The following is a 21,141-nucleotide window of genomic DNA, read 5'->3' on the forward strand; positions in this document are numbered from 1 at the left end:
ATTAAATACTCTCCATAAAAACCGCTTCATCATATCTAAGCATTGTTAAATTTTCTCTCCAATTAAAGTCTCTATCTGTAAAAACATCTCCCTGACACATTTTAATTGTCCAAAGTGGAAAATTCGCTCCAGCTTCTATGGATAATGGAATTCCTCCACCAAAACGAGGATTTATTTCAATAAATGTAATTTGTCCATCCTTCTTTTTAAAACATTGTAAAGTAATACATCCAATAGGATTAGGAAGAGCTTTTATTACAGTTTCTGCTGCTTGGATAATGTCAAAATCTTTCTTGGTTATACCTTTACTTACCTCACCTGCTCGTGTCTCTATACGCAATCTAGGAACGATCGTTTTTATATTCCCATAGAAATCTACCATGACATCTATAGTGTATTCCTCTCCTGAAACGTACTCTTGTATCATAGCGTTAGGTATATACTCCTTAAAAAATTCCAATTCCTTTTCATTCATTATTTTTGTTACACCTTTACTAGAACTGCCATCATAAGGTTTAATCAATAGTGGAAATTGATATTCCTTTCTTCCAATCTCTTCATCACTATACACTCTAGGCGTTGGTATATTATTAGATACAAAAAAGTTATATGTGTATTTTTTGTTATTAGCAATTTTATTTAATTCCATACTAGAAACTAGTACTTTTACACCAATACCTTCAAAAACCTCCGAATTATTAGCCATAAGGATTAATTCTGTATCAATTAACGGAATTATTAGATTTATCATTTCAGATCTACATATTTTTAACAATTCATTTATATACCCTTCTTCATTTACACGCGGAACAATAAAATGCTTATCGCTAAAGTAAATGGTAGGAGCAGTTTCTTTTAAGTCTGCAGTAAAGATTTTCCCTTTTATTCCTACTTGTTCAAATACCTCCTTAAATTTTTTAATTAAAGTGACCCTCCTACCAGAGCTAGTAAACAAAATATTCATTTTATTCCCCCCCATGCTCGATTCCCCCCTTAAAAACTGGCATAGTCACATGCTTATTATTTGTTATCCCTTCCGATTTTAAAACCTTACTAAAAGTTAGATATAAAATTTTCAAATCTAAAAGAAAACTTTGATTCTCAACATACCATACATCTAATTTAAATTTCTCATCCCATGAGATACTATTTCTTCCATTAATTTGAGCCCATCCAGTGATTCCGGGTTTAACATTATGCCTTTTAGCTTGCTCTTGCGAATATAAAGGCATATATTCCATTAATAATGGTCGAGGGCCCACCAAACTTAATTGACCTTTTAGCACATTTATTAATTGTGGTAATTCGTCCAAACTATATTTCCTCAGGAATTTTCCAACTTTAGTTAATCTAGCGTAATCTGGTAAGAGCTCCCCGCTATTATCTCGCTCATTGGTCATCGTACGAAATTTATAAAGATAAAAGGGTTTTCCATGTAACCCTGGACGTTGTTGTCTAAATAAAATAGGTGATCCTATCTGGGTTTTAACTATAATTGCTACTAAAAGAATAATGAAAAAAAAGCAAATTAATAATAATAAAGAAATAAAGATATCCAACAGTCTCTTCATTACCAATCATTCCCCCATCTTAAATTATTACAAATGCTTTTCCAAAGTGAAATAATATATAAAGTATTCATTACGGGTTGAAATCAAGTATTTTCAAGTTGTAAGTAAAGAATTGTATTCAATTTTTCTTTACTTATCACCTGCAAACATTTTCTTTAGTACACAACTTTAAAACTTAATAAGTAGAAGAAAGCAATACACATAGGTGCAAAATATATTTTCCAAATGCTTATCCAAGAGACTATTACACACTGTAAAAATCTCAAAAAATATATTCACAAAAACAATTTTATAAACAACGCTTAATAGTATAAAAAAACATTTATTATTAAAACATTCTCCTACTCACTATTTTTTAGTATGCAGTTAACGTAATAACAAAAAGCTATTATGTTTATAAAAAACATAATAGCTTTTCTCTTTTCTATAGTAGTAACTAAAAGTCAATAAGCATATTATCTATTAGGAATTAGACTATTTCGAATGATTACATTGGACAAAACCCTTCCATGTACCATTATATAATACTTTATAGACATATTTATTAAGAGCCACTCTACTTCATTTCTCATAATTTTTTGAAACTATTCAAATTTAATTATCACCATGCATTAATTTGAATCGATTACACCATTAACAATATTTCCTTGTAAAAATTCCCTCCCCGTAATTGTAATTTTCGCATTATTTAACACGTTATTTTGAATTACTACTTGAGGTGTACTACTCGTTGTTCTATTATCTATCCCAACTTGCATCGAATTTGTAGAATTTATAATATTATTTTGAATTATCACTTGCTTACCAGTAAACGCTGCATCCAAAACAATAATAGCTCTCTGAAGAGTATCATTTGTAATTTTTATAGTATTTCCCCTTAACACTATTTCATCAGATACATTTTGAATATTCAAGACCGTACCATTTGGTTTTTCTATATGACAATCCATCATCTTGAATGCTTTGAGGTTATTCACTGTAAATAACGTGTTATTTCTATCTATACTAAAGAACTTGCAACCTTTTAATTCTAAAGTACTTCCTGTACTCGCTATCCCCAAAAAGGTTACATCCTTAAAAAAGCAATTTGTATACGTCCCTGCAACTAGGGTTGGGGGTTTAACATTATTAAATATAATATTTTCAAATATCCATCCTGATTTAACTGTTCCTACTGGTACATAATTTAAATACAAAACGTCTTGTCCTTCAAATATACAATTTGAGATAGTTTGCGGTTCATTTTTCAGCTCTAATGTCCACTGATACAATGATGACAAGGAATTAAGTTTATCTGTATCGTTTATAAAACGACAGGAATCAACTTTAACCGCATATGGAAAGGGAGTATCAATAATCATTTTACTATTAGAAAAAACATTATCCGATATATTAATAGATCGATTTACATATACACCTTGAACATTTACTTGCGCTCCGTATACATAATTATTGGAAAAAATAACATCTCCTAACAAAGAGACCTTGGTTAATCGGATATTATTCCCTGTTACGATTACCCTATCTGCACCACCATTAATAGACAACCCAACATAAGCATTTGTAATGGTATTCATAATAGAATTATTCGATATATAGATAAATTTCCCATTTACAACAATAATATTATAATTTTTATTATCATGAAAATTATTTCTTTCAATATATATATATTGATTTAAATCATATCCATCTTCAATATCTAGTCCACTTTGTGGATTGGTACCTGCGATGTGATGAATATCATTATCTCGAATATATACATTCTTTGCCCCACATACACTAATCCCTTGTCTACGGCAATCATGTAAATTACATTTTTCTATATAAGTATATTGCGAAAAAGAAGGTACCCGAACATTTATTAAACAATTTGCAGGAGCAGGAACATTCCCTTGATGCAAAACAACTTTAGCATAACTTGCTCCATTAGGGACTTCTACTTCATCAAAGAATTGTACATTGGTTTTTGAAGATAAAAATATATTGTTTGAAGTGTAAAAAATGACATCATAATAATCGCATTTTATTTCAGAACCCAATGCTCCAAATCCATTTCCATATAATCCAAAGTAACCATACTTTACAATAGCCACTTGGGTCATATCAATTTGCAAATTGGAACGTATCTTTGTTGTACTACTTACCAATGAACCATCTGTTGTATTAATTGCTCCCTGTTCAAATGAACTTGCTAATGCTGTAGGAAAAGGTGAAATCTGCCCAAAAGTACTGTTCAGTGTAATGGCATCTCCTGTACAATCTAAAATATCTAGATTATCTAAAGATACAAACCGTGTATTGTTCCCCCCATCAGCAGGTGGAGTAAAACTCCCCAATTCAATGCCGTACCCTGCCTCATGTGTTCCCCCACTAGAGTAATCATGTGTATATCTATCTCCTTGGATAATACCATTTGTTATCCTAGAATATACTTGATTTCTACGAAAACTTATAATTGCATATCCAGTCAAATTATTTGTTTCCATTTTTAATGTCGAACCGTTTAGATTCAAAGTTAAATGACTTGGTGGTTCGATGGGTGTTTGTTTATCAATCAAATATATTCCTCTAGGTAACACAACTTCCGTATAACCTTGTTGAGCCGCCCATACTAGAGCATTATTAATACCTTGGGAAGTATTGATAGCATCAGTCCCATCATTCTTAACATCCCATCTATCTAATTCTAATACATATATACTTGTAGGATTTGTAGCTTCAAATGATTTTGGAATCCATTTTAATTGCGTACTATCATAAGTTAAAATGTCATTATGAAAAGGAGGCTTGGACACCAAATCTAAATCATTCAAATTCCCAAGATTATCCCTTCTTCTCCACATCAATTCACACCTCTTTTTTGCTTTTCTACATCTTATGTTTCATAAGGTAAATTGATTGGATATAAGAGAAGTAATATCACTTTTTATTGTTTTTAGAGATCCATTATTTAGAAAGCCTTTTTACAATTCCTTTCTCCTTCCTAAAAAGGTCTATTCTTACTAGCTGTTTTTATTTCAATACTCTTTTATTTATACTATTTAAACTTACAATATTATTAAAAAGACACTATACTCTTTATATATCCCCCCCTATTATTACCTACTATTATTTTCAGAACAACCTAAAATCTCTTCCGTAAATAAAGCATTTTTTACTGTGATATGGAAAAAATAAAAATGCTGATTTATGGATAATTATTATTCGAAAATTTCCGAGTTAATATTTTCGACTTTATTTTTTTTATTAATATCCGGGTTAAATTAAGGAAATATCGATACTCTTCCACCTCTTTAAATACCATCCAAAAGATCAGATTTGGAATAATCAGGCACAAAACACTACGTATTGCCATGTCCATAAATATATTTATGTGAAAAATATAACCAATAAAATCCGTTGCTATAATAGAAAATAATACAAGCACTACAAACAAAATATATCTAATAAAATATACTTTTACAGATTTTTTGAAAATCATTTTAAATATAATATAAGGATCATACCAAAAGTAAGTACATAATCTACTAATAACAGTCCCTAAAAGCACTCCTGCTATTCCTATTTGTTTCGCAAGAATTATAGAAACTACAATATTTATAATTGCCGCTATAATAGGTCTGTACTTCCCTTTTTTAAATAAACCTGTGGTTTCTCTAAACATTGTAGTTGTATTTTGCATTCCTGAAGTGAAAAAATTAAGTAATATGAAAAATAATACATACTTATTAAACACATATTCCTCACCTAACCAGATTGTTATAAAAGGATTTATCAAATTCCAAAGGCAAACTGTACAAAATCCATATATCCAAAAATTAAAAAAGTTAATTACACGAAAAATAAAATATTTTTTTTCTGCATTTTCTTTCACATTCAAATTTCCAACACTAGCAGTGATAGAATAAAACAAATAGCCTAATAAGGTATTTAATGTATTTAAGATCAACAAATAATTTGAATAAACCCCAACCCAAATAACCCCAATAAATTTCGATATAACTATATTATCTGTTGCATTAATTACTACACCACTAATTTTATATAGCAACAAGGAATACAAATTCTCAAAAAACTCACGTCTGTCTGTCTTAGATAATTTCGCATTATTTTTTTCTTTTAAAAATGGATATAATTTATTTGCCTTATTTGCAATATATACATTCTCAATTACTTTTAATGTTAATTGAGCTACCAGTACTACAATGTAATCACTAATAATTATTAATAAAACAATTTGTAATGCATTAGATATAATCATGAACAAAGTGTGTATTTTAGAAATAATATAGTTACTTTGATCAGCAATAATAATAGATTGCTTATATACAAAATAATATGATGACACTGAACTTATTAAAAATAAAAGATAGATAATGTTAATGTCTCTAATCGTAGTATCTGCATTCACTAAATGATCAAGAAATGGCAATAGAGATAACCCTATTAATAAAACTACTACTCCTATTAATCTGTATGCTTTTTGATATAAATTCATTAATGCCTGTATTTTATAAATATCCTTCTCAGCTAATGGCCTATATAAACTATATATTATAGCTGTATCAAATCCTAAATTAGCTAGGGAAAACATCAATAGTATACTTGTAAAAAGCCCATCCACACCTAAATATTCTATACCGAGTGTAAAAATAAAAACAGTTCGAACAACAAATCCCATACCAATACTAATTATTTGTCCAGACAAACCGAATAAAATATTTTTTAAGGAGTTTTGTATTCTCATCGTAATACCTTCTATATTTTAATTGTTTTGCGTACCCACTCTACTAAATTTGGCACTAATCTTCCTCTTTAAAATCGGGAAAAACTTTGTTATCCTGTATTTTAATAACGCTTTTCTTCGTTGCGCCTTGAAATCATAATCTAGAAACCAATTTAGTAAATTTTTATCTGTAATACAATCACAATTTTGTTTCATTCGCACTTGGATTAAATTCCAATACATTTCAATGAATGTATTAGTAAAAAACTTCACCTCATTATTTAAAGAAGTTTTAACGTACTGATAAAGATTACTTGGAATATTAAAACCATATTCACGAGGGTCTCTCCCTTCAGCAATAATTCCCATAATTGTTCTTAAACATTTTTCACATTTACAACAATTTTCTTCATTTTTAAAACATACCCTGATATTAACAGGTTCTTTACTAGCTGAATAATGGTCCACAACAACTTTAATCTTTTCTTGCCTAGTAAGTTCGTATCCATCATGAAAGACTGTTCCAGATGCATATTTTATTTCATTATCCACAGTTGGATCAGATGCACAAGTAACTTGATATAATGGGGAATTAGAACTTGCAATATATATACATTTTATCTTAAGTTTAAAAGCTATTGGAATAGCTGCAGATATTATCGCTAGACCATGATGCAATCCATGCCACCATGTATCGTTTAACTTTTCTCTAAAATCATGGTCAATGTTCCCTGCAATTATAAAGGTCCCATAGTTAGATTGTATAAAAATATTTTCTAGTCCATTATCCTTTACAAAATTTACGGCATTTTCTTTATCTGCCTCCCATACTTTACTACCCTCTATTTCATTTTCATGCCATCCATATTCAGTAACTAGCAAGGGGTGTTTATCTTTTATTCTTATAAATGTAGTAAGTGCATCCAATCCACCACTAAATAAAGATGCCGCTTCAAGTTCCGGAATGTAAACATTATCAATAATTTCTCCTACAACCATGGATCCTTTAAATTTCACACCAGGAAACATGTTTTGATATGCATTTTTTATATTATTTAAACAAATATAAAAAGATTTATCTAATTCATTTATTACTATTGTTGAATTAGTAATCCATACAAGAGGAACTACATTCGCAACAAACGGAATAGCCAAAATACTTAAAGGGGTATCAGATACATCATAGTTATATTCAAGAAACATATGATTACTTGTCTTAAAATACTTTTGTAAATCCCCCTTAATACTAAAATAATAATCCACTCTATTATTTCTTACGACAATTTTATCGAGAATTATACTATTCATTTGAGCCTCCTAATAAATCGCCATTTTTATCACAATACATTTGTTAATTATAGAACTGTTTTAACCATTGATTTACTACATCAAAATTCACTTGAACATCCGTGATAAACTCTGCATTTATCATTTTTTCGAGATTATTTAAATCTTCTCTATCAATCAGATTTAAATTATACGTTTCCCCCATCCCCTTAGCTCTTTCATCTATAGAGATAATTATTGCACGTTTTTTATGACGCATAGCAAATATACCGCCATGTAAACGCGTTCCAATATAATCAACGGCTGTATTTAGGATTTTTTCATATGCCTCTATAGTAGGAGATATAATTTTTATACCTTGTATACCCTCTAAAGATTTTAAATATTCAAAATCATCAGCATCTTGTATCCAAAAGTAGACATTTTCATAACTTTTGTTAAGTATATCTATCAGTAATTGATCTTTTTCACGATCTTTAGAATGATGAGTTAATGTAAAAACAACCGATTCCGATTTTCCACTCGGAATTCCCCTACAAAAATCAGGCGTAAAAGACCACAAAGTTGCACAACCAGTATTTAGAGCTTTAAACCCCATTTCTTCTAAAAATTTTTTTGTTCTTTCATCTCTAACACTATGTATATATTCATGTGATAAAACTTTTCTATATAACATTTTTGTATAGGGATTTATTTTATTCCCTTTGCCTGCACCCACTCCAACCAGAATACTCCCCTTTAAAGGACCATAATTAAATATATTTATATTCCACTGCGGAAAATGAGTAAACATATCCATCGCTAGCAAATTCGAACCACCTACAAACTTATATTTCGCATCACTATAAATCTTTACCCTATTTGATTTTCTCGCTACTTGGTACCAATGAAAAGGTGAAACATGAGTAGGTAATGTTAAAACATATGCATTTTTAGTTATATCAGAAAGATGATGCTTTACACACTTCATTATTATATCGTCACCCTTGTTAAGAGAACCTACTGATGTATCTAATACTAAAACATTATCCATAAAAATAATTCCCCCAAGTATCTTTTATAAATAGTAAAAGATTTTTTAGTTTTATAGCTTAATCTATTCTAATTCAATTAACCTATATATCTTTTCCACTTCTATTTCATTACCATAATTTTTTTGGCTTACATTATTAACAATTTCATTTCTGAATTCAACATCATCAATCATTTTTTTTATTCCTTCGACAATTCCCTTTATACCCATTGGACAAATATATCCATCTACTCCGTTCTCCAACTGACTTTTGGCAGTTGAAAAATTAGTTATTAATACTGGTTTCTTAAGAATTTGCGCTTCCTGAACTGTTACTGCCTTCCCTTCGTACCTAGAAGGTTGTACATAAATATCACATGCTTTTATGTACGGGTACGGATTAATCTTCTTACCTAGTAAAACAAATTTATCTTGAAGTCCTAGCTTATCTATCAACAATTTAAGTTCCGCTTCTTGCGGTCCATATCCAACTATGTACCAATCGATATCATACCCTTGATCTAATAACTGTCTAAGCGCATATATAGCGTCATCAATTCCTTTAGCATGCGAAAGTCTAGCAACAGTAATTAACTTGATTCGCTTGCTATTTATTGATATTTCCTGAGTAATATCTCCTTCATTGGATTGTTCACAAACAAATTCAGAATCTATTATGTTTTCTATCACTTGTACCTCTTTATTAATATAAGGTAGACTATTCAGGAATGTCTCTCTACAACTTTCAGAAACCGCCACGATATCATCTATTTCCCCCCACATTTTACATTCCATTTCTTTGTTAAGTTGTATGTTCGAATAATCAGTATGAATCCACCCAATTTTTCTTTTCGCTCGAACTTTATCTCCTATAAAATAATGCGGCCATAAAAAACTTATCGCAACATCGTACTCTTCTCTCAATTTTGGAAGAAATGGAAGAGATATTCTCCATCCATATTGAATGACAAAGTATCCAGGTTCTTTACTATTTACAAACCTTCCATGCATAACACCCATGACTTTTCCTATCACCCTAGTAATTCCAATTGAGAAATGCCCTTCTTGTAATATCTGTTTAATTGATTTTCTAAAAGTAGTATATTGTTGCAATTCTTCTAATAAATTCGGCTCTTTGGGTAGTAAAGAGAAAAATCCTCCTTCATGTTTAAATAACATTAAATCTATATCATACTTACTGTAATCAATTGTATTTAATAAACCAATCAAACTTCTTTCTACTCCACCAATTTCCATATCAAAAGATGTAATTAATATTCTTTTCTTTTTCATAATAGGATACCTCACAAAATCTATTATTGATTTCTCTTCTTCATTTTATATTAGTATTTTGCTGTTATGCTTACCAATTTTCCTTATACATCAGACATATAAAATGAAAACAAATTAGATTACCCCACTTCTTCCTTGCACACAATTCCATATAACGATAGCCACTCGTAAATGTTATCGTTAATATCAAAGCCTAATTTCGATATATTGTTAATTATGAATTCCCTGTCTGGTCTTTCTTTTAACAAGGCTTTATAAATTTCTTTACACCATATTTCAATTTCTTCATCTAAGTCAACAAATGACATTATCCCTAACCCCATATCAGTATTATTAGGTAGTGTATCTGCTACAACACATGGTACACCTGCAGATTGCGCTTCTAAAGTTACAATACCAAACCCCTCAAACAAAGAAGGAAAAATAAAAACATCAAAGCTCTTCATGAGTCGTGGAATATCCTTCCTAACGCCCAAAAATCTAATGTTTTCAAAAATCCCTAATTGCTTTGCTTTTAATTCAATAGAAATCCTTAACGGACCATCTCCTACTAGAATAGCAACAAAATTTGAATCTCTTTTTAAAATTTGCTTTAAAACTTTTAGGATAAAAACATGATTCTTTGACTCTGAAAAACTTCCTATATGTCCTATTAATTTTGCTGTATTCGGTATATTAAGTTCCCTTCTTACGCTGACACTACTTCCAGCATCTATATCAGTAAATTGATTAATATCTATACCGTTTTTAATCAGTTCTATCCTCTGACTTTGAAGCATCCTTTCACCAAATAAAAAACGTGCTGCTTCAACGCTACACGCACAATAATTAGTTCCAGCATATTTAATAATAGATTGCAAAACCTTTAGGATAACTCTTGCTTTTATTCCAGAGTCTTGTGGCCAATTATTACTATGGGAATGACAAATCCTCTTTTTTACACCAGCTATTTTTGCCGCTACAGCAACGAAACCACCTTGATAATCCGTATGTGCATGTACAACTTCATATTGATTATCCGACATAATTTTCACAAGTTCTTTAACATAGGCAAAAGGTCCTATTTGTCCTAAACTAGGTACCTTATATATTCTCCCACCTAAGGCCATTATTTCATCTTCGTAATCATTTTTCTCATTTCGATGGGATACAAAATCAAACTGAAGCTGCTCTCTATCTATTTTCCTATATATATTCATTAATAACGTTTCAGCTCCCCCGCGATTCAGAGCGCTGACAATGTGTAAAACCTTCTTTTTATTTATAGGTTCAGGCTTAGAATCTATCCCCATTCAACAATCCTCTCCTAGCATTTTGCACTTTATTATCAAAGTAAATTACTCTTATAGATAATTCCCAAAGTAATTACATGTTCATATACAAAATAAATAAAATAGCACACTAGAACTGCATAATAAATCAACTTTTGATCTTTATCTGTAAATGACTTCACAACCCAAGAAATTAATATTAACTGATACAATCCAAAATATATGGAGAATCTAGCAAATATCCAATTCTGTGTTGAAATAATCATAAAAACAAGACCTAATATAGACATATTTACAATATAATCACTTTCAGGGAATAACGCCCTCATTTTATCTTTCCCAAGGTAAGCCAGTATAATTGGCACTATATTCACAGCAACCCTAAGTATATTGGCACCACCTTCATGAAATTCCTTATATTGACCATATTGAGTATTTCCAATAGCCGAAAATAAAATTTCCGAAAACTGATTAAAACCTATTACTACACATACCGCTAAAAAAAGGAGCAAATATGTCGTTCCTGACCAGGCTTTTTTTCTTACAAAAAAGTATATTGGCATTAAAACTAATGCACTTGCATGAAATGTTGATGCACATAATACAATAACTGTATATTTTTTCCATTTTCCTTCAGAAATATATTTTGTAGCAGCAAAAATAATTGCAGCGGCTAAATATTGCCTAATCCCATTCATTGATGTTAAATACATACCCGACGCAATATAAACATATAAACTCAATTCAATTAGTCTTGAATATTTATATAGTGTTGCTACAATGAGTACATTTGTTATCAATGCTGTAGTAAAAACCATTACTTGAGGATTATCCGTATATTTTTTCAAAACCATTTGAAAAATATTAAAGCCCATGTCTTTATTAGTTTGAACATATTCCCAATTAAACTCCGTTATTTTATATGCATGCATATAAAAATAAGTATCCCCGATATTATTTCGAAGCCCCGCCACCAACACAAGAGATAAAGCCGCCATTATAATCAACAGCCTATTGGGCTTTATCAATGTAAGACTATTAGTCACTGGTATAGCAAAATACCTTGCAAAAAATGCGAGCATGAATACTATAGCAAGATTCATCCAAAGTATGGTCATTATTCTGTCCTCTCATTTAATTACTAAATAAGTCTCTACATGTTTACTTTCATTTTTGTTTTCATTGTAATGTAACTATAAAGGATAGCTCCAAATGGTAGTGCGCAAAGTGTCAGTCCTTTACATGGCGATTCTTGTATAAACTTTCTATTTCTCGATATGAAACTACTAGATACATAATGTATAGCTTGCCTATATTTAAATAGTCGATTAGTAAATGGTAATTTCATAAGTTCCTTGCGATAAAAAGCAAAACCTTTTGGGTTTCTACGATATTGGTTTAGCATATTCATTGATGATCCATCAGCCATGTATTCCACATAACAAAGCGCTTCGTTCATTAGTAACATCTCATACTGTTGATCTAACATGTAATATTTGTATGCTAACCCTACATATTTTTCATTTTTAAAAATTGGGTATGGATATTTCTTAGTCAATTCTGTACGATAGACCAATTTTTTATCACCTGTGACACCATGTTTGTTGTAAAGATCAAAAAGCGTGGAATGTTTAAGGTTCTCTGGTAACTTTGAACCAATTATTTGTCCATTTGTATACAAATCCAATCCAATTATCCCGCTAACTTCTTCATTTCCATAGCTACTCCAAAAAGAAATGATTTTTTCTACCGCTTCATCGGGCATATAATCATCAGAATCAATACAAACATTTAACTCCGTATCAATCATTTCATATGCTGTATTATGAGCACCATGCATCCCTTGATTTTGTTGCCAATGATACTTAATTTTGATATATTTTTCAGCAATCCAACTATCGACCAATTCTTTTGTGTTATCACTAGATCCATCATCTATTATTAACCATACAAAATCCTTACATGTTTGACGTTTTAAACTCTCATAACAATTTGCAAGACAATACGCTCTATTATAAGTAGGGGTGAAAATCGTTAAATTCTTCAAATTACTCACCTCGAAAGTACAGAATAATAGTCTTGAGTCAATTTAGCCGTATGTTTTATATCATATCCTTTTGCGAATACTACTTGAGCTAGTGTTTTCCTCGAAAAATTACTAGTTTCTATATTTTTCATTTTTTCTATCCAAGCAAATTTATCTGTTAGAGGAACATGTTCAACTAAATTCATTCCCAAGTCCACTTCTTTCGTAATAGCATCCGATATAATACAAGGCAAACCAACTCCTTGCGCCTCTATGAGAGTGAGTGGCAACCCCTCATGTATGGATGGAAAAACAAATACATCAAATGCTTGAAGTATCCTTTCTATATCGTCTCGTATCCCAAGAAACCGTATATGCTTCTCCATATTCAATTCCCTTACTTTATTTTCAATTCCCACTCGAAGCGGTCCTTCGCCAGCTAATAAAAGAATTGAATCCGGCTTAAATCGAGTTAACTGCGTGAATAATTCTATAAGATAAGCATGATTTTTTTGATGAGCAAATCTTCCAACATGACCTATAACAAGAGCGTCTTTCTCAATTTGTAATTCTTCTCTTACTTGTTTTCGTATGTCTGGACAGAACAAAAATTTATCACAATCAATTCCATTTTTTAAAATTCTTGCTACATCGGCTTTATCTGTAAATAGCCATCTGGCAGCAGCATTTGAACATGCTAACAAATGTGTTGCACACATGGCTATTGATTTTCCCGCATACCATTTATAGATTTTTGCAGCAGTACCACCCTCACTACTAGTATTATGACTATGCGCAATCCTAACTGGCACCCTTGCTTTTTTAGCTGAACGAAGTACAAATCCGCTCATTTTATCCATATGTGAATGAACGATTTTATATTGCGTATGGGTACTAAAGAAGTTATCTAGCGTCTTTATATAGCCCCTATGACCAACATCTGTAACATATGGAATTCTATGAATTTCCCCGCCTAACTTTACTATTTCTTCATCAAACACTCCTTCCTTACAAGTTAAAAAATCAAATTGTACTTTTGAGCGGTCTATATTACGATACAAATTCATAATTAAAGTTTCGGCTCCGCCTCTATTCATATTTACGACTACATGTAGTACTCTCAATGGAGTGCCCAATTCAAATCCTCCATTTCATACATATACGTTGTATAAATTTCTTTTTTCTCTTTTAATACTTCATTAACTGAATATTTACTTGTAATAATAGTACGCCCACACCGTCCAAACTGAGCTTTTAATTTAATACTTTTAGAAATAGAATTTATTCTTTCAGACATCGTCTTTATATCATCACGATCTATAATCCAACCATTTTTATTATGAATAATTAACTCCCTATGTCCCCGATTGTCCGTGGCGATAACTGGAAGTCCACAAGCCATAGCTTCCATAATATTAACTGGTAAACCTTCCCGGTAACTCGATGCAACAGCTAGGTCACACATCTGCAGCAAAGGGGCTATATCATTTCTATAACCAAGAAAATGCACCATACTACTCACGCCTAGTTGAGCCGCTATATTTTTGCACTCCTTCATTAAAGGCCCTTCACCAGCAAGTAGTAACTTCGCATTCGGAATTTCATTTTTTAACTGTGCCAATGATTGAATTAAAAAGCTTTGGTTTTTGTTCTTATTAAATTCAGCTGCATAAAACATTAAAAAATCTTCAGAATTATAACCAATTTTATGTCTTAATTGCTCCTTTTCACTTTCATTAACAGGAATATATCGTTCTATATCTACTCCTACACCATGAACGAGTTTAATACTTCCCGCCTGAAATCGATGCTTTACTGCTAAACTGTAATCTTCATGATTAATTGTTATAAGACAATCCGTAGTAGTAGCTAAAATTCTTTCGATTGGATAGTATAAAAGCCAATTTATAAATGATGATCCTTTACAAAAATGAAATCCATGCGCTGTATATATAACCTTTGTGCCTTCTCTCCGCATTTTTCTAGCAGCTAGACGAGCAATTGCTCCTCCCATAGGCGTATGACAATGAATGATATTATATTTATTTCGATGAATAATTGATGTAAGTTTTTTATATGCATGAAAGTTTTTTACGCTAATCGGTGATCTTTGAAGAGGAATATTATATTTTTGAGTTACGTACGGAAGATGTATATTCCCATTCGCTGCAACATGCACTTCCCATCCTTGGTCTGCAAACCATTTCAAATACGGTAAATGAAAAGCTTTAAAATGATAATCCACAGTTGCACAAAACAGAACTTTTTTAGACACCATCCCACGCACCCGTCTTATAATAATTTTTTGCTATTAACCTGATACTGGTATTAATAGTTTTAAAGTTTTACGCTGATTCACTAAATTTAACAATCGCTTTCTTAATTCCATCTCATCTAACTCTGTATATTCCAAAATTAACTTTTCTATTTCTTCTATACGAACATTCATTTCTTGCCCTACATAAATTCTCGGGTGAACTTGCTTCTCATTCATTTCATCTTCTTTTAGTAATTCTTCAAAAAGCTTCTCTCCTGGGCGTATACCGGTAAATTCTATTCCTATTTCATCCAAAGAGTTTCCTGATAATCGAATGAGATTTTTAGCAAGATCAACTATTTTTACTGGTTCTCCCATATCCAGCACAAAAATTTCTCCTCCTTTAGCTAGCGCCCCAGCTTGCACTACGAGTCTTGATGCCTCCGGAATTGTCATAAAATAACGAACCATATCAGGATGAGTAACTGTAATTGGACCACCATTTTGAATTTGTTTCTTAAATAAAGGTATGACGCTCCCGCGGCTACCTAATACATTTCCAAAACGTACTGTAACAAACTTTGTATGACTTATTTTATCTTTGTGCTGAATGACCATCTCAGCTAATTTCTTTGTTGCACCCATAACACTCGTCGGGTTCACCGCTTTATCGGAAGAAATCATAACAAACGTTCCTACTCCATGTGTTCTCGCTGCCTCTGCTATATTCATAGTTCCAATCAAATTATTTTTAACAGCCTCTTCAGGATTGTTCTCCATTAATGGTACATGTTTATGTGCGGCTGCATGATATACAACATTTGGAAGATGTTTATTCATTATTAAATGCATCTTCTTTTCATCTTGTATATCCGCGATTTCTGGAATAAACACGCCTCTCATATCGTTATATTTTTCATTTAATTCCATTTCTATGGAATAAATACTGTTTTCTCCATGCCCTAATAAAATCAATTTTTTCGGTTTAAATTTCGCAACTTGTCTACAAATTTCCGAACCAATTGATCCACCTGCACCAGTAACTAAAATGACTTTATCCGTTATATAATCTGAAATAATTTCCACATCTAACTCTACAGGATCTCGCCCTAATAAATCTTCTACTTGAACATCTCTAAATTCATTTACTGAAACCTTACCTGTTACTAAGTCTTCTAACATGGGAAGGATTTGAGTTTTTACTTTTGTTTTTAAACAATCTTTTAAAATAACATTTCTCTCTCTCTTGTTTAACGAAGGAATTGCTAAAATAATTATCTCAATATTCAGTTTTTTAATAACATAATCAATTTGATCCATGCCACCTATTACTGGAATCCCCCAAATATCAAGATTATGTTTTTTGACATTATCATCAATAAACGCGACTGGCATTAATTCAGCAGTATTATTCTTCAACAACTGTCTTGCAACCATCGTCCCAGCTGATCCAGCACCAACAATTAACGTTCTTTTTTTATCACCCTTCTTTACATAATAAATATCTCTGTACATTCTCCAAATAAAGCGGGAACCACCAATTAATAAAATATGAATCATCCAAGTTACAACTAACAATCGAAAATACATTTTTTGCATAATGATTTGCTGCACAACCGCTGTAGTAAGTATTGAAAATGTAACGACCTTGCATATAATTAGCAACTCTCCTATACTTGCATATTCCAAAGCTTTTTTATACAATTTATAAACAAAAGCAAATAAATGATGACTAACTAATAGAGTGATAGAGCTAATAACTGATGATAAAGTGATAACACTAAAGCTAGCATTTACAAAAAAATAACTAAAAAAAACTGCACTTAATACAATCAGTGAATCCATTAAAAGCAATAACGATATCCTCCGGCGATACGTCATATAACTTCCTCCTTTAATCAATTCCTTACTGAACTCTTTCAAAGTTAAAGTTTCTAACTATATTCTCTTTATTAAAAGTACATAGCTAGAAACTTTAATAAAATATGGGCATCTAACCCTCCCTCACATTACACTTTTGATGACTCGCATCTAAGGTTGCTTTCACAACCCACAGCATAATCGAGTGCCTCCATTGATAGCGGTCAGGAGACATCACCACATCACAGTTCTATTGTTCTTTCTTTATAACGAACATTTTTATGTACGAAGGTTAAATCTATTATTCTAATCCCCTTTATACTTTCCCATTCAAAATTACCCCCAATATTCTACTTTTCGTGAAACTTAGTGCTCTTTTCGTTTCAAGCGCATCTTCGCTCACAGTACGATTGTATCGGATCACCAAAAGTACTCCTTCACACTTATCAACTAATACACTCGTATCTGTTACTTCTAATACAGGGGAAGAATCAAATAATATGATGTCATACTGTTCCATTGCCTTTTGAATTAACATATCCATCTCATCTGAACTAAGTACTTCAGATGGATTGAATGGTACTGGACCACTAGTTAATACATCAAGACGTTCCATCTCTGTTTTTTTTACAGCGCCTTCTAAATTTGTTTTTCCGTTCAATATATCAGTTAATCCAACTGTATTTTCTACTCCAAACATTTCCTGAATTGTGGGTGTTCGTAAATTTGCATCTATTATCAATACTTTTTCACCTTTTTGTGCTATTGAGACTGCTAAATTAACTGTAATCGTTGATTTTCCTTCACCATACCTTGGAGAAGTAATAACTATAGTTCTGCTTTTATGAATAGACGAAGATAATTGAAGGTTTGTTCGAAGCGAACGATACTGCTCCGAAATTTTCGATCTTGGAGCTGTATAAGCAATTATACTTTCTCCTTTAACTTTATTTGTTTTTCGTCTATTTTTGTAGGCCACTCCGTTCCATCCCCCAGTACCACTGTATTTTTTCCACTGAATTTGTCTTCTGTATTTTTCCTATTCATTTTAGCAATCCCACCCAAAACAGGGACATCTAACAATTGCTCAATTCGTCGTTCCGATTTGATTCTATCATCAAATGAATCCAATAAAAAAATAAAACCAATACTGAGCACCATACCTACAGAGAACGCAATTAGTATCGTCTTAAAGTGATTTATATTTATAGGCATCGAATGTTTTTGAACTGGGTCTTCAGGTAATATACTCACATTATTAAAATTTAGTATATTTGCTACTTCTTTCTTATAAACAGCCGCTGTCGTATTTGCAATTTTATGTGCAAGTACAGGATCAATATCCACTACATTTATTCTCATAATCTGAGAGCCTTGTACACTTTCTATACTTATTTGTCCACTTAATGCACCTGCAGATCTGTTAATATTTAATTCAGCCGCTACTTTTTCTAATATTACAGGCTCATTTACCATCGCTTTCAATGTATTCATCGTTTCAGCATTAGCTTGAACAATAACCCTTGCTGAGGAGGCATACAAAGGTGTTTTCATATACATACTATACATCGCTCCTCCTACCGTTGTGAGAGTCGTAAACAACAGTAGTATCCACACCCTTTTCCATATAACGGTAAATAGATTTTTCAAATTTATTTCCTTATTCATTACTTCTCCCCCTCATTTAATACCAATGAGATTCCAGTTGAAATTCCCATAAAAACAGAAATAAAAGTAATATTTTTTATTTTTTAAATATATAAACATTCCTAATTAATGTCATTTTAGTTCTTTATACAGAACGAGTCAATACAAATTATTCTTGTTAAATCACTTCTTAATTACCCCTCAAAAATTACGACAATATTCACTGTAATTCGCTGTAGATAAATGACGAAAAAGCCCTGATACCGTAGTATCAGGGCCTTTTTTCTTAGTAAAGAGACATATATTGATCGCGTTCCCATTGGTGAACTTGTGTACGGAAGATATCCCACTCAATCTCTTTTGCTTCGATGAAGTGCTCAAGTAAATGTTCTCCTAGTGCACTGCATACTACTTCATTAGATTGTAATGTAACTAACGCTTGCGCTAATGTTGCTGGTAAGTCAACGATACCTGCTTCTTCACGCTCTTCTTTTGTCATTACATAGATGTTACGGTCTACTGCAGCTGGTGGAGTTAATTTATTTTTAATTCCGTCAAGACCTGCAGCTAATAATGTAGCCATTACTAAATATGGGTTTGCAGCTGGGTCAACACTACGTACTTCTACGCGTGTACTAATACCACGAGATGCAGGGATACGTACTAATGGGCTACGGTTTTGTGCAGACCATGCTACGTAACAAGGAGCTTCATATCCAGGTACTAAACGTTTGTAAGAGTTTACAGTTGGGTTTGCTACCGCTGTAAATGCTGGTGCATGTTTTAAAATACCTGCGATAAAGTGACGAGCATCATCACTTAATTGTAAATCACCGTTTTGATCGAAGAATACGTTCTCACCATTTTTAAATAGTGATAAGTTACAGTGCATACCTGAACCGTTCACACCGTATAATGGTTTTGGCATAAATGTTGCATGTAAACCATGTTTACGAGCAATTGTTTTTACAACAAGTTTGAATGTTTGAATGTCATCACATGAGCGAATTGCATTTGCATATTTAAAGTCAATTTCGTGTTGACCTGGTGCAACTTCATGGTGAGACGCTTCAATTTCAAAGCCCATTTCTTCAAGCTCAAGAACGATATCACGACGACAGTTTTCCCCTAGATCCATCGGCGCAAGGTCGAAGTATCCACCGTTATCGTTTAATTCTAATGTTGGATTTCCTTTTTCATCAACTTTGAATAGGAAGAATTCTGGCTCTGGTCCAAGATTGAAATCTGAGAATCCTAAAGCTTCCATTTCTTTTAATACACGTTTTAAATTGTTACGTGGATCTCCGTCAAATGGAGCACCATCTGCAGTATAAATATCACAGATTAAACGAGCTACTTTACCTTTTTCAGCTGTCCAAGGGAAAATTACCCAAGTATCTAAATCCGGATATAAATACATATCAGATTCTTCAATACGTACGAAACCTTCAATAGAAGATCCATCAAACATCATTTTGTTATCAAGAGCTTTTGTTAATTGGCTCACTGGAATTTCTACGTTTTTAATTACTCCTAAAAGGTCCGTAAATTGCAGACGGATATACTTTACATTCTCTTCTTTCGCCAAACGGAAAATATCTTCTTTTGTGTACCTAGCCATTATAAATTCCTCCTTAGTCCCTCTAAACACCTTCAGAATCAGTTATCTTTAGTGAAAAAACCTTGAAATGTCACCTTGTCGCAATGAAGTTCGATTAAATCTACCTGTATGTTGTAGTTCATCTCGAAGTATTTTGCGAAGCTCCGTTTTTGAAATTTCTTTCGTTTCTTCTTTTACTTTCACTGCTTCTGTTTGATTTTCTTTCATTAGTAACACTTGCTTAATACCAGCCATATTTAAGCCTTGATCTAATAAATCTTTAATCTCTAACAACTTATCTACATCGTTAAATGAAAATAATCTACGATTCCCCTTTGTACGGGTTGGAGAAACAAGATTATGCTCTTCATAGTAGCGAATTTGACGTGCAGACAATTGTGTTAAATCCATAACAATACCAATAGGAAACAGCGGGGCAGAACGTCTATCTTCTTTCATTGTTTCAGTTCCTCCTTCGCCTTAACTGCTTCTCATTTTATATTATGTTATGTTTAGTGTCAATAGATGTTAGCTTTTCTTACATGATTTTTTTTAGGTTTTTTTCATTCTTTTTTCTAATGGCACAAA

General features: G+C 31.9%; 17 protein-coding genes. All 17 read right to left on the reverse strand.

Translation table 11 applies throughout. From position 1 onward, the window contains the following. Window position 1: 1 nt before the first annotated feature. Window positions 2-979, reverse strand: coding sequence for an ATP-grasp domain-containing protein (locus JDS98_RS20115; protein WP_000509382.1), 978 nt, complete (start codon window positions 977-979; stop codon window positions 2-4). Next, on the reverse strand, window positions 966-1,571 hold the full coding sequence (locus tag JDS98_RS20120) for a sugar transferase (protein ID WP_000825901.1): 606 nt from the start codon (window positions 1,569-1,571) through the stop codon (window positions 966-968). Before JDS98_RS20120 ends, JDS98_RS20115 begins: the two co-directional genes overlap by 14 nt. 611 nt (window positions 1,572-2,182) lie before the next feature. After that, the gene (locus JDS98_RS20125; RefSeq protein WP_097958478.1) at window positions 2,183-4,417 is read right to left on the reverse strand and encodes a right-handed parallel beta-helix repeat-containing protein; all 2,235 of its coding nucleotides are present in this window, start codon (window positions 4,415-4,417) and stop codon (window positions 2,183-2,185) included. Window positions 4,418-4,761: 344 nt separating this feature from the next. Beyond that, window positions 4,762-6,321 carry a lipopolysaccharide biosynthesis protein gene (locus JDS98_RS20130; protein WP_199634245.1) on the reverse strand — a complete coding sequence of 520 codons (1,560 nt, stop codon included), beginning with the start codon at window positions 6,319-6,321 and terminating at the stop codon, window positions 4,762-4,764. 18 nt (window positions 6,322-6,339) lie between these two features. Next, window positions 6,340-7,608 carry a hypothetical protein gene (locus JDS98_RS20135; RefSeq protein ID WP_001084458.1) on the reverse strand — a complete coding sequence of 423 codons (1,269 nt, stop codon included), beginning with the start codon at window positions 7,606-7,608 and terminating at the stop codon, window positions 6,340-6,342. Between the two features lie 43 nt (window positions 7,609-7,651). Next, window positions 7,652-8,620 carry a polysaccharide pyruvyl transferase family protein gene (locus JDS98_RS20140; RefSeq protein ID WP_199634246.1) on the reverse strand — a complete coding sequence of 323 codons (969 nt, stop codon included), beginning with the start codon at window positions 8,618-8,620 and terminating at the stop codon, window positions 7,652-7,654. Window positions 8,621-8,683: 63 nt separating this feature from the next. After that, complete coding sequence (locus JDS98_RS20145) at window positions 8,684-9,892, reverse strand: glycosyltransferase (protein ID WP_199634247.1); 1,209 nt, start codon at window positions 9,890-9,892, stop codon at window positions 8,684-8,686. 119 nt (window positions 9,893-10,011) lie between these two features. After that, window positions 10,012-11,184, reverse strand: coding sequence for a glycosyltransferase family 1 protein (locus JDS98_RS20150; protein WP_000510528.1), 1,173 nt, complete (start codon window positions 11,182-11,184; stop codon window positions 10,012-10,014). A 35-nt stretch (window positions 11,185-11,219) separates the two neighbouring features. Next, window positions 11,220-12,281 (reverse strand): EpsG family protein, encoded by a 1,062-nt coding sequence (locus JDS98_RS20155; protein ID WP_199634248.1) that lies wholly within the window; start codon window positions 12,279-12,281, stop codon window positions 11,220-11,222. A 35-nt stretch (window positions 12,282-12,316) separates the two neighbouring features. After that, a complete protein-coding gene (locus JDS98_RS20160) occupies window positions 12,317-13,210 on the reverse strand; it encodes a glycosyltransferase family 2 protein (protein WP_097958481.1) in 894 nt (297 codons plus the stop codon). Window positions 13,211-13,215: 5 nt separating this feature from the next. Further along, a complete protein-coding gene (locus JDS98_RS20165; RefSeq protein WP_098661011.1) occupies window positions 13,216-14,325 on the reverse strand; it encodes a glycosyltransferase family 1 protein in 1,110 nt (369 codons plus the stop codon). Then, the gene (locus JDS98_RS20170; RefSeq protein ID WP_199634249.1) at window positions 14,310-15,467 is read right to left on the reverse strand and encodes a glycosyltransferase family 4 protein; all 1,158 of its coding nucleotides are present in this window, start codon (window positions 15,465-15,467) and stop codon (window positions 14,310-14,312) included. The genes JDS98_RS20165 and JDS98_RS20170 overlap by 16 nt, the downstream gene beginning before the upstream one ends. Before the next feature lie 33 nt (window positions 15,468-15,500). Next, window positions 15,501-17,327, reverse strand: a complete 1,827-nt coding sequence (locus JDS98_RS20175) for a polysaccharide biosynthesis protein (RefSeq protein ID WP_199634250.1) — start codon at window positions 17,325-17,327, stop codon at window positions 15,501-15,503. A 295-nt stretch (window positions 17,328-17,622) separates the two neighbouring features. Then, window positions 17,623-18,285 (reverse strand): CpsD/CapB family tyrosine-protein kinase, encoded by a 663-nt coding sequence (locus JDS98_RS20180; protein WP_085450474.1) that lies wholly within the window; start codon window positions 18,283-18,285, stop codon window positions 17,623-17,625. Continuing rightward, entirely contained in the window at window positions 18,234-18,974 is a 741-nt protein-coding gene (locus JDS98_RS20185) for a YveK family protein (protein ID WP_199634251.1), read from the reverse strand. The genes JDS98_RS20180 and JDS98_RS20185 overlap by 52 nt, the downstream gene beginning before the upstream one ends. Window positions 18,975-19,239: 265 nt before the next feature. Next, entirely contained in the window at window positions 19,240-20,574 is a 1,335-nt protein-coding gene (gene glnA, locus JDS98_RS20190; protein ID WP_000135333.1) for a type I glutamate--ammonia ligase, read from the reverse strand. 48 nt (window positions 20,575-20,622) lie between these two features. After that, the gene (gene glnR, locus JDS98_RS20195; RefSeq protein WP_000656783.1) at window positions 20,623-21,012 is read right to left on the reverse strand and encodes a transcriptional repressor GlnR; all 390 of its coding nucleotides are present in this window, start codon (window positions 21,010-21,012) and stop codon (window positions 20,623-20,625) included. Window positions 21,013-21,141 lie beyond the last annotated feature (129 nt).

Source organism: Bacillus cereus group sp. N11 (assembly GCF_016483605.1).
GTDB classification, from domain to species: domain Bacteria; phylum Bacillota; class Bacilli; order Bacillales; family Bacillaceae_G; genus Bacillus_A; species Bacillus_A toyonensis.

Bases quoted from the DNA above. Each gene is read 5' to 3' on its own strand.
- JDS98_RS20115 (WP_000509382.1), bottom strand. From the start codon at position 979: ATGGGGGGGAATAAAATGAATATTTTGTTTACTAGCTCTGGTAGGAGG.
- JDS98_RS20120 (WP_000825901.1), bottom strand. From the start codon at position 1,571: ATGAAGAGACTGTTGGATATCTTTATTTCTTTATTATTATTAATTTGC.
- JDS98_RS20125 (WP_097958478.1), bottom strand. From the start codon at position 4,417: ATGTGGAGAAGAAGGGATAATCTTGGGAATTTGAATGATTTAGATTTG.
- JDS98_RS20130 (WP_199634245.1), bottom strand. From the start codon at position 6,321: ATGAGAATACAAAACTCCTTAAAAAATATTTTATTCGGTTTGTCTGGA.
- JDS98_RS20135 (WP_001084458.1), bottom strand. From the start codon at position 7,608: ATGAATAGTATAATTCTCGATAAAATTGTCGTAAGAAATAATAGAGTG.
- JDS98_RS20140 (WP_199634246.1), bottom strand. From the start codon at position 8,620: ATGGATAATGTTTTAGTATTAGATACATCAGTAGGTTCTCTTAACAAG.
- JDS98_RS20145 (WP_199634247.1), bottom strand. From the start codon at position 9,892: ATGAAAAAGAAAAGAATATTAATTACATCTTTTGATATGGAAATTGGT.
- JDS98_RS20150 (WP_000510528.1), bottom strand. From the start codon at position 11,184: ATGGGGATAGATTCTAAGCCTGAACCTATAAATAAAAAGAAGGTTTTA.
- JDS98_RS20155 (WP_199634248.1), bottom strand. From the start codon at position 12,281: ATGACCATACTTTGGATGAATCTTGCTATAGTATTCATGCTCGCATTT.
- JDS98_RS20170 (WP_199634249.1), bottom strand. From the start codon at position 15,467: ATGGTGTCTAAAAAAGTTCTGTTTTGTGCAACTGTGGATTATCATTTT.
- JDS98_RS20175 (WP_199634250.1), bottom strand. From the start codon at position 17,327: ATGACGTATCGCCGGAGGATATCGTTATTGCTTTTAATGGATTCACTG.
- JDS98_RS20185 (WP_199634251.1), bottom strand. From the start codon at position 18,974: ATGAATAAGGAAATAAATTTGAAAAATCTATTTACCGTTATATGGAAA.
- glnA (WP_000135333.1), bottom strand. From the start codon at position 20,574: ATGGCTAGGTACACAAAAGAAGATATTTTCCGTTTGGCGAAAGAAGAG.
- glnR (WP_000656783.1), bottom strand. From the start codon at position 21,012: ATGAAAGAAGATAGACGTTCTGCCCCGCTGTTTCCTATTGGTATTGTT.